The organism is Streptomyces sp. NPDC059524, from assembly GCF_042749255.1.
GTDB classification, from domain to species: domain Bacteria; phylum Actinomycetota; class Actinomycetes; order Streptomycetales; family Streptomycetaceae; genus Streptomyces; species Streptomyces xanthii.
Map to the genome: position 1 here is coordinate 1 of NZ_JBHYTK010000234.1, position 9127 is coordinate 9127.

Sequence of the window (9127 nt, forward strand, 5' to 3'; positions counted from 1 at the left end):
GTACAGCCCCGCCCCCTGAGGGGGCGCGCCTGCCCGGCCCCTGGGGCACGCGGAGCGTGCCTTCAGGGGCGCGGGGAACTGCGCGATCAGCCACGGCGGCGCAGCACCCCGCGAGGATCCTCGGCCCCTACGGCGGGGGCGATCGCCGGGTCGGCACCCCGCCTCCAGGGGTCAGTGGATGCTGTCCCGCCAGGCCTGGTGGAGCGTCGCGAACGTGCCCGTGCCCGCGATGAGTTCGGACGGCGGGCCGTCCTCCACCACGCGGCCGTGAGCCATCACCAGAACCCGGTCCGCGATCTCCACCGTCGAGAGCCGGTGCGCGATCACCACCGCGGTGCGCCCACGCAACACCGTCCGCATCGCGCGCTGCACCGCCCGCTCCCCGGGAATGTCGAGCGAGCTCGTCGCCTCGTCCAGGATCAGCACCCCCGGATCCGCGAGCAGCGCCCGCGCGAACGCCACCAACTGCCGCTGACCGGCCGAGATACGCCCGCCGCGCTTGCGCACGTCCGTGTCGTACCCGTCCGGCAGCGCCATGATGAAGTCGTGCGCGCCGATCGCCTTCGCCGCCCGCTCGATCTCCTCCCGGCTCGCCTCGGGCCGCCCGATCGCGATGTTCTCCGCGACCGTCCCGGAGAACAGGAACGCCTCCTGGGTCACCATCACCACCCCGCGCCGCAGCGCCGCCGTGGACAGCTCCCGCAGGTCGACCCCGTCGAGCAGCACCTGCCCGTGCGAGGGATCGTAGAAGCGGGCCAGAAGCTTCGCGAGGGTCGACTTGCCCGCGCCGGTCGAACCGACGACCGCGACCGTCTGCCCGGCCGGCAGCCGCAGGTCGAAGCGCGGCAGCACCTCGCCACCGGTGCGGTACCCGAACGACACGTCCCGGAACTCGACGTCCCGGCCCGGCAGTTCACCGCTCCGCTCCGGCAGCTCGCGCGGCGCGCCCGGCTCCGGCACCGACGGCACCTGCTCCAGCAGCCCCGCGATCTTCTTCAGTGACGCCGCCGCGGACTCGTACGAGTTGAGGAACATCGCGAGCCGGTCGATCGGGTCGTACAGCCGCCGCACGAACAGGACCGCCGCCGCCAGCACCCCCAGCGCGAGCGTCCCGCCCGCCACCCGGTAGGCACCCCACAGGACCATTCCGGCCACCGCCGTGTTCGCGATGATCCGCGAGCCGACGACGTAGCGGGCCATCTCCAGCATCGCCGTGCCGTTCGCCCGCTCGTGCCGGTGGTTGAGCCGCCCGAAGTCCGCGTCGTTCGCGTCCTCGCGGCGGAAGGCCCGCACCGGCCGGATCCCGTTCATCGTCTCGACGAACTTCACGATGACCGCCGCGATCGCCGAGGACCGCTCCCCGTAAGCGCGCGCCGCCCGCCGCCGGTACAGCCGGATCAGCACGTACAGGGGCACGAACGAGGCCGCCGCGACCGCGCCGATGCCCAGGTCGAGCCAGAGCAGCATCACCGTGATGTAGACGGAGGCCAGAATGACGTTGACCAGTTCCTGGAGGCCCTCGCTGAGCAGCTCGCGCAGCGACTCGACGTCCGTCGTGGCCCGCGAGATGACCCGGCCCGAGGTGTACCGGTCGTGGAAGTCGACGCTCAGCGCCTGCGCGTGCCGGAAGATCCGGCCGCGCAGATCGAGCAGCACGTCCTGACTGACCCGGGCCGACAGCTGGATGTACGCGTACAGGAACGCGGCCGAGCAGCACGCCGCGAGCAGGAACCCGACCCCGACCGCGATCAGCGGCCCGTAGGAGTCGTCGCGGAGCGCGGGCACCGCCCGGTCGATCGCGTACGCCACGAGCAGCGGCCCCGACTGCACCGCGCCCTGCTGCAACAGCAGCGCCAGCACCGTCAGCCACACCCCGCGCCGGTGCGGTCGCAGCAAGGACCGCAGCAGGGCGCCGGTCGCGCCCTTGCGCGTAGGGAGATCGTCCTGGTCGAACGGGTCGCCGGGAGCCGGCGGACCGGCGGCCGGCGGCGACTGCGGATGCGGCTCGTCGTCCGGGCCCGTGGCCTCGACCGGCTTCCCTGTGGTCGTCGTCATGCCTGCGCCGCCCTTTCCGGGTCCGTGTCGTCCCCCGACATCAGATGCCGGTACTCCGCGTTCGTGCGCAGGAGCTCGTGGTGCGTGCCCACCGCCGTGACCCGGCCCTCCGAGAGGAGGGCGACGCGGTCCGCGAGGAGGACCGTCGACGGGCGGTGCGCGACCACCAGGGCGGTGCTGTCGGCCAGGACACGGCGCAGGGCCGCCTCCACCGCCGCCTCCGTGTGCACGTCGAGCGCCGACAGCGGGTCGTCCAGGATCAGGAAGCGCGGGGCGCCCACCACCGAGCGGGCCAGCGCCAGACGCTGGCGCTGCCCGCCCGACAGACTCAGACCCTGCTCACCGACCTCGGTCGCCGCACCCTGCGGCAGCCGCGCCACGAAGTCCGCCTGCGCGACGCCCAGCGCCCGCTCCAGCTCCGCGTCCCCCGCGCCGGGAGCCCCCATCCGCACGTTCTCCGCGACCGACGCCGAGAACAGCGTGGGCTCCTCGAACGCCATCGACACCAGCGTGCGCAGCTCCGCGCGCGACATCGCCGCGATGTCCCGCCCGTCGAGCGTGATCCGGCCCCCCGTCACGTCGTACAGACGCGGCACCAGCGCGGTGAGCGTCGTCTTGCCGCTGCCGGTCGCCCCGACCAGCGCCATCGTCTCGCCCGAGCGGATGTGCAGGTCGATGCGGCGCAGCGTCGGCACGGAGCCCGCCTCCGCGTCCGGGTAGCGGAACTCGACGCCGTCGAAGCGCAGCCCGTCCCCGCCCGCGACGGCCCCCGGGGCCACCGCGTCCGGCTCGGTCTCCTCCGGTTCGTCCATGACCTCGAAGAAGCGCCGCGTCGCCGTCGCCGCCTCCTGGCTCATCGCCAGCAGAAAGCCGATCGACTCGATCGGCCAGCGCAGCGCCAGCGCCGTGGACAGGAACGCGACCAGCGTGCCCGCCGACAGGCCGCCGTCCGCGACCTGCACCGTCCCCAGGACGAGCGCCGCGCCGAGCGCCGCCTCCGGCAGGAGCGTGATGACCGCCAGGATCCCGGCGAGCAGCCGCGCCTTGACCAGCTCCGTGCCGCGCAGCGTCCGCGACAGGTCGCGGAAGGCGCGGGCCTGGCTGCGGTGCCGCCCGAAGCCCTTGATGATCCGGATGCCGAGCACCGACTCCTCGACGACCGTGGTCAGATCGCCGACCTGGTCCTGGGCCCGCCGCGACGCGTCCGCGTACCCGTGCTCGAACCGGTAGCAGACCGCGATCAGCGGGACCGCCGGCGCGAGCAGCACCAGACCGAGCCCCCAGTCCTGCACGACGAGCAGCGCGAGGCCCGCCACGATCGTCACCCCGTTGACGATCAGGAACGTCAGCGGGAAGGCCAGGAACATCCGCACGACCATCAGGTCCGTCGTCGCGCGCGACAGCAACTGGCCCGAGGCCCACCGGTCGTGGAAGGCCACTGGAAGCCGCTGCAGATGCCGGTACAGATCGGCCCGCATCGCCGCCTCGACCCCGGCCAGCGGCCGCGCCACCAGCCAGCGCCGCAGCCCGAACAGCAGCGCCTCCGCGAGACCCAGCGCGAGCAGCACCCCCGCCCCGAGCCACACCCCGCCCGGATCCCGGTCGGCCACCGGACCGTCCACGATCCACTTCAGCACCAGCGGGAACACGAGCCCCAGACAGGAGGCGACGACGGCCACCACCGCCGCCCCCGTCCAGCGCGCCCGCACGGGCCGCACGTACGGCCACAGGCGCAGCAACGCCCGCACGGCCGACCGCCGTTCGCCTCCGGTCGCCGGTCCAGGATCCGTGGTGGGTGCAAGTGAAGTGGCCATCAGGAGTGAGACTACGGATCGCCACTGACATCTTTCACCGGGTTTTCCGGCCCCCCGGGCCGGTCCGCGCCCCGGAGTCGTACCCGTATCAACCGATCGGCTGATACGCGCTCGAGCGCGTCGGCCGATACCGGGCCCGGCGCCCGAGCGGGACGCTGAAGCCATGACGATCACCAGTGCACCACTCATCGAGGTCGCGGGGCTGCGCAAGACGTACGCCGGGCGGGCCGTCGTCGACGGTGTCTCGTTCGGTGTCCAGGAGGGGGAGATCTTCGGCGTCCTCGGCCCGAACGGCGCCGGCAAGACCACCACCGTCGAGTGCGTGGAGGGCCTGCGCACCCCCGACGCCGGCACCGTCCGGGTCGCGGGCCTCGACCCCGTACGCGACCACGAGCAGGTCACCCGCATCCTCGGCGCCCAGCTCCAGGAGAGCGAGATCCAGCCGAAGCTCACCGTGCGCGAGGCCCTGGAGCTGTACGCCTCCTTCTACCCCGACCCCCTGGACTGGCGCCCGCTGGCCGAGCGGCTGCGGCTCACCGACAAGCTCGGCACCCGCTTCGCCCGGCTGAGCGGCGGCCAGAAACAGCGCCTGTTCATCGCGCTCGCCCTCGTCGGCAACCCCCGCGTCGTCGTCCTCGACGAACTCACCACCGGGCTCGACCCGCGCTCGCGCCGCGACACCTGGCAGCTCATCGAGGAGGTCCGCGACAGCGGCGTGACCGTCCTGCTCGTCACCCACTTCATGGAGGAGGCACAGCGCCTCTGCGACCGCATCGCGGTCATCGACCAGGGGCGGGTCGCCGCGCTCGACACCCCCGACGGACTGATCCGGCAGGCCGCCGGAGCCATCGTCATCTCCTTCACCCCCTCCGCCCCGCTCGACGAGCGCGAACTCGCGGCCCTGCCCGCCCTCGCCTCCGTCGCCCACAAGGACGGCCGCGTCACCCTCACCGGCGGCGAGACGACCGTCGACGCGCTCCTCACCCTGCTCGCCCGGCAGCACGTCACCGCCCACCAACTCCGGGTCTCCGACGCCACGTTGGACGACGCGTTCCTCGACCTGACAGGAGCCGGCCAGTCATGAGCACCGTCACCCTCGCCGCCCCGGCCAAGACCGCCCGCCGCGCCGTCCTCACCGCCGAGTTCCGCCTCTTCAGGCGCGAACCCGGCAGCCTCGTCGGCATCCTCCTCTTCCCCGTCGCCCTCCTCGTGATCCTCGGCTCCATCCCCGCCTTCCGGGAGGCCGACGACAGCCTCGGCGGCATCCGGCTCGTCGACGCCTACGTCCCCGTCACCGTGCTCCTCGGCATGATCGCGGGCGGCCTCCAGTCGATGCCGCCGATCATCACCGGCTACCGCGAACGCGGCATCCTGCGCCGCATGTCGACGACGCCCGTACGGCCATCCGCGCTGATCGGCGCCCAGATGGGCATCCACGGCGCCGCCGTCCTCGTCTCCGCCGCGCTCTGCCTCGCCGTCGGCCACCTCGCCTTCGACGTGGCCCTGCCCCGCCAGCTCTTCGGCTACCTGCTGGCCCTCGTCCTCGCCGTGGCCGTCGCCCTCGCCCTCGGCGCCGTCGTCTGCGCCCGCGCCGGCACGACGAAGATCTCCACGGCCATCGGCACCGTCGTGTTCTTCCCGTCCATGTTCACCGCGGGCGTCTGGCTGCCGGTGCAGTCGATGCCGGACGCACTGGCGCACATCGTCGAGCTGACCCCGTTCGGCGCCGCCGCGCAGGCCCTCGACCAGGCCGCGGCCGGCGACTGGCCCGGCACCGTCCACCTGCTCGTCGTCGCCGCCTGGGCGGTGGCCCTGTCCGCCGCGGCCGCCCGCTGGTTCCGCTGGGAGTGACCGTGCCGCAGGCCCCGTGGAGGCAGACTGACCGCGTGATCAACGGACCCGCGCCCGAGCGCACCGCCGCCGAACTCGCCGACGCCGTCGCCACCGCCGAGGACCCCTGGCGCGTCGTGCACCGCTACGGCGCGTACGTCCTGCTCGCCATCGGCACCGTACTGATCGCCGCCACCTCCGACGTCATCGGCATGGACCGCACCCAGTGGTGGATCGCCGGCAGCCTCATCGCCACCGCGCTCGCCCTCCAGGTGTGGTGGACCCTCACCGAACCGGCCGTACCGCGCCCGTCCGCCGTCAGCGCGCTCTTCTACTGGGCGCGCTGGGCGATCGGCTTCGTCGTCGCGCTCATCAACCCGTTCTTCGCCTTCTTCGCGGCCGTCGGCTACTACGACGCCGACCGGCTGCTGCCGCGCCGCCAGCAGAAACCCGGCATCCTCGCCTCCGTGATCATCGTGGCGGGCGCCCAGAGCGGCGGCCTGCCGCCCCGCGGACCGCTCGGCTGGTCCGTGTTCGGCGCGCTCATCGTCGCCAACATGGCCTTCGTCGTCATCACCGGACACCTCCAGGAGAAGGAGCAGGAGCGGGCCCGCGTCCAGGTCCGCACCATCCACGAACTCGCCCGGACCAACGCGGCACTCCAGCAGGCCCTCGACGAGAACGCCGCCCTGCACGCCCAACTCCTGCTCCAGGCACGGGAGGCGGGCGTCGCCGACGAACGCCGCCGGCTCGCCGCCGAGATCCACGACACCATCGCCCAGGGGCTGACCGGCATCATCGCCCAGCTCCAGGTCGTCGCCGGCGCCCCCACCCTCGCCGTCGCCCGCGAACACCTCGACCGCGCCAGCGACCTGGCCCGGCACAGCCTCGGCGAGGCCCGCCGCTCCGTCCACAACCTCGCCCCCGCCGCCCTCGCCGACGCCACCCTCCCCGAGGCGCTCAAGAAGACCGTCGCCGACTGGGGCACCCGCACCGGCGTGCGCGCCGAGTTCACCCTCACCGGCACCGCCCAGCCCCTGCACGAGGAGATCGAGGCCACCCTCCTGCGCATCACCGAGGAGGCCCTCTCCAACGCCGCCCGCCACGCCCACGCCGGCCGGCTCGGCGTCACCCTCTCCTTCATGGCCGGCGAGGTCACCCTCGACGTCCGCGACGACGGCCGCGGCTTCGACCCGCTCACCCTGCCCGCCCGGACCGGCAGCGGCGGCTTCGGCCTCGACGGCATGCGCGCCCGCGCCGAACGCCTCGCCGGCGACGTCACCGTCGAGTCCGAGCCGGGCGGCGGCACGGCGATCTCCGCTCGCGTACCTTTGGTGCCCCATGACCAGTGAAGCCCCCGGCGGCCCCGCCCCGATCAGCCTCCTCATCGTCGACGACCACCCCGTCGTACGGAACGGCCTGCGCGGCATGTTCGAGTCCGCCCCCGGGTTCACCGTCCTCGGCGAGGCCGCCGACGGCGTCGAGGGCGTCGCCCGCGCCGCCGAACTCGACCCCGACGTCGTCCTCATGGACCTGCGGATGCCCGGCGGCGGGGGAGTCGACGCGATCAGGGAACTGACCCGCCGCGGCGCCCGCGCCCGGGTCCTCGTCCTGACCACCTACGACACCGACTCCGACACCCTCCCCGCGATCGAGGCCGGCGCCACCGGCTACCTCCTCAAGGACGCCCCGCGCGAGGAACTCTTCACCGCCGTACGCGCCGCCGCCGAAGGCCGCACCGTCCTGTCGCCCGCCGTCGCGTCCCGCCTGGTCACCGCCGTCCGCACCCCGGCCGCCCCCGCCGACGAGACCCTCTCCGCACGCGAGCGCGAGGTCCTCCTCCTCGTCTCCAAGGGCACCTCCAACAAGGAGATCGCCCGCGAACTGTTCATCAGCGAGGCCACCGTGAAGACCCATCTCACCCACATCTACGCCAAGTTGGGCGTCAAGGACCGCGCGGCGGCGGTCGCCGTGGCGTACGACCGGAAAATTCTCGGATAGCCGCCCCGGCCGGTCCGTCCCCATACTGGAACCATGAGCGGCGGCTCCCAGGAGTTCGTGCGCGCGACGCCGCGGCCCGGTGGCCCGATCGTCTCGGCGGTCGGATACCGCAGCGAGGGGCAGCGGCCCGCGCTGCACCGCGGGCTGCCCTCCCCGTACCTGACCGTGATCTTCTCGCTCGACGGGCCCGTCGTCGGCGGCGCCACCGCCGAGCAGGCCACCGGCACGGACGCCGTCCGCACCGACATCGTCGTGGGCGGGTTGCACCAGGCCCCCGCCTTCATCGCGCAGCCCGCGCACGAGGCCGGCATCCAGCTCGCCCTGCATCCGCTCGCCGCCCGCGCCGTGCTCGGCGTCCCCGCCGCCGCGCTGTCGGGGGAGATCGTCACCGAGGGCACCGACGTGTTCGGGCCCGCCGCCGCCCGGATCCGCGACCGGCTCCACGAGCTGCCCGGCTGGGCCGACCGCTTCGCCTGCCTCGCCGCGTACCTGCGCCCCGACGACGACCCCTTCGCCGGTGTCCGCCCCGAGGTCGCCGAGGCCTGGACCTGGCTCGCCCGGCACCGCGGCTCGGGCACGCTGCCCGGGCTCGCCACGCACGTCGCCCTCAGCGAGCGCCGGCTCACCACCCTCTTCCGCGCCGAGACCGGCCTCAGCCCCGGGCAGGCCGCCCGTCTCATGCGCTTCCAGCACGCCAAGGCCGCCGTCGTCCGCGCCGTCGCCCGCGGCGCCCCGCCCGACCTCGCCCGGGTCGCCGCCGCACACGGCTACGCCGACCACTCCCACCTCGTCCGCGCGTTCCACCGCTACACCGGCCTGAGCCCGACCGCGTGGCTCGCCGAGGAGTGCCGGAACATCCAAGCCGGGGGGCACCTCAACGGCGAAGAATCGGACTCATGAACACGACACAGAACACCCCTCCGCCCACCGTCTGGCCCACCCTCCAGGCCGACGACGCGCCCGCCCTGATCGACTTCCTCGTCGGCACGGTCGGATTCCTGCGCACCGCCGTCCACGAGGACGGTGACCGCGTCGCCCACGCGCAGCTCGACTGGCCGGAAGGAGGCGGGATCATGCTCGGCTCCGCCAAACCGGTGGACGACGAGGCCGGCGACTGGAGCCTGCGGCCCGGCTCGTTCGGCTGCTACGTCGTGACGGCGCGGGTCGACGAACTCTACGGGCGGCTCGTCGACGCGGGCGTCAAGATCCTCCGCGAGATCGAGGACCAGCCCTACGGAAGCCGCGAGTTCGCCATTCTCGATCCCGAGGGGAACAAGTGGTCCTTCGGCACGTATGCGGGCGAGCCGCGGGCCTGAACCGTTCGTCTGCGGGTGCGTGGGGGCTGGTCGCGCAGTTCCCCGCGCCCCTGGAAGGCATGCGGCTTCGCCGCGCCTTCCCCAGATCACAGGCACTCCGCACCTTTGCCG

At 73.6% G+C, this 9127-nt stretch carries 8 protein-coding genes; 6 read left to right on the forward strand and 2 right to left on the reverse strand.

Going from position 1 to position 9127, the window contains the following annotated elements; genetic code table 11:
• Positions 1-171 precede the first annotated feature (171 nt).
• Both ACFW9D_RS36510 and ACFW9D_RS36515 read right to left on the reverse strand, forming a co-directional pair.
• Positions 172-2055, reverse strand: a complete 1884-nt coding sequence (locus ACFW9D_RS36510) for an ABC transporter ATP-binding protein (protein ID WP_384629542.1) — start codon at positions 2053-2055, stop codon at positions 172-174.
• Positions 2052-3869, reverse strand: a complete 1818-nt coding sequence (locus ACFW9D_RS36515; RefSeq protein ID WP_384629545.1) for an ABC transporter ATP-binding protein — start codon at positions 3867-3869, stop codon at positions 2052-2054. Before ACFW9D_RS36515 ends, ACFW9D_RS36510 begins: the two co-directional genes overlap by 4 nt.
• 163 nt (positions 3870-4032) lie before the next feature.
• Between ACFW9D_RS36515 and ACFW9D_RS36520 the strand changes: the two genes are divergently transcribed.
• Genes ACFW9D_RS36520 through ACFW9D_RS36545 form a run of 6 tightly spaced genes read left to right on the forward strand, consistent with a single transcriptional unit; the run spans position 4033 to position 9016 of the window.
• The gene (locus ACFW9D_RS36520; RefSeq protein ID WP_384629548.1) at positions 4033-4953 is read left to right on the forward strand and encodes an ABC transporter ATP-binding protein; all 921 of its coding nucleotides are present in this window, start codon (positions 4033-4035) and stop codon (positions 4951-4953) included.
• Complete coding sequence (locus tag ACFW9D_RS36525; protein ID WP_384629551.1) at positions 4950-5720, forward strand: ABC transporter permease; 771 nt, start codon at positions 4950-4952, stop codon at positions 5718-5720. Before ACFW9D_RS36520 ends, ACFW9D_RS36525 begins: the two co-directional genes overlap by 4 nt.
• A gap of 35 nt (positions 5721-5755) precedes the next feature.
• Positions 5756-7051 (forward strand): sensor histidine kinase, encoded by a 1296-nt coding sequence (locus tag ACFW9D_RS36530; protein WP_384629554.1) that lies wholly within the window; start codon positions 5756-5758, stop codon positions 7049-7051.
• Positions 7041-7700 carry a response regulator gene (locus tag ACFW9D_RS36535; RefSeq protein WP_384629557.1) on the forward strand — a complete coding sequence of 220 codons (660 nt, stop codon included), beginning with the start codon at positions 7041-7043 and terminating at the stop codon, positions 7698-7700. Before ACFW9D_RS36530 ends, ACFW9D_RS36535 begins: the two co-directional genes overlap by 11 nt.
• A 33-nt stretch (positions 7701-7733) precedes the next feature.
• Positions 7734-8600 (forward strand): helix-turn-helix domain-containing protein, encoded by an 867-nt coding sequence (locus tag ACFW9D_RS36540; RefSeq protein ID WP_384629559.1) that lies wholly within the window; start codon positions 7734-7736, stop codon positions 8598-8600.
• Positions 8597-9016 carry a VOC family protein gene (locus tag ACFW9D_RS36545; RefSeq protein ID WP_384629562.1) on the forward strand — a complete coding sequence of 140 codons (420 nt, stop codon included), beginning with the start codon at positions 8597-8599 and terminating at the stop codon, positions 9014-9016. The genes ACFW9D_RS36540 and ACFW9D_RS36545 overlap by 4 nt, the downstream gene beginning before the upstream one ends.
• The last annotated feature ends 111 nt before the right edge of the window (positions 9017-9127 follow it).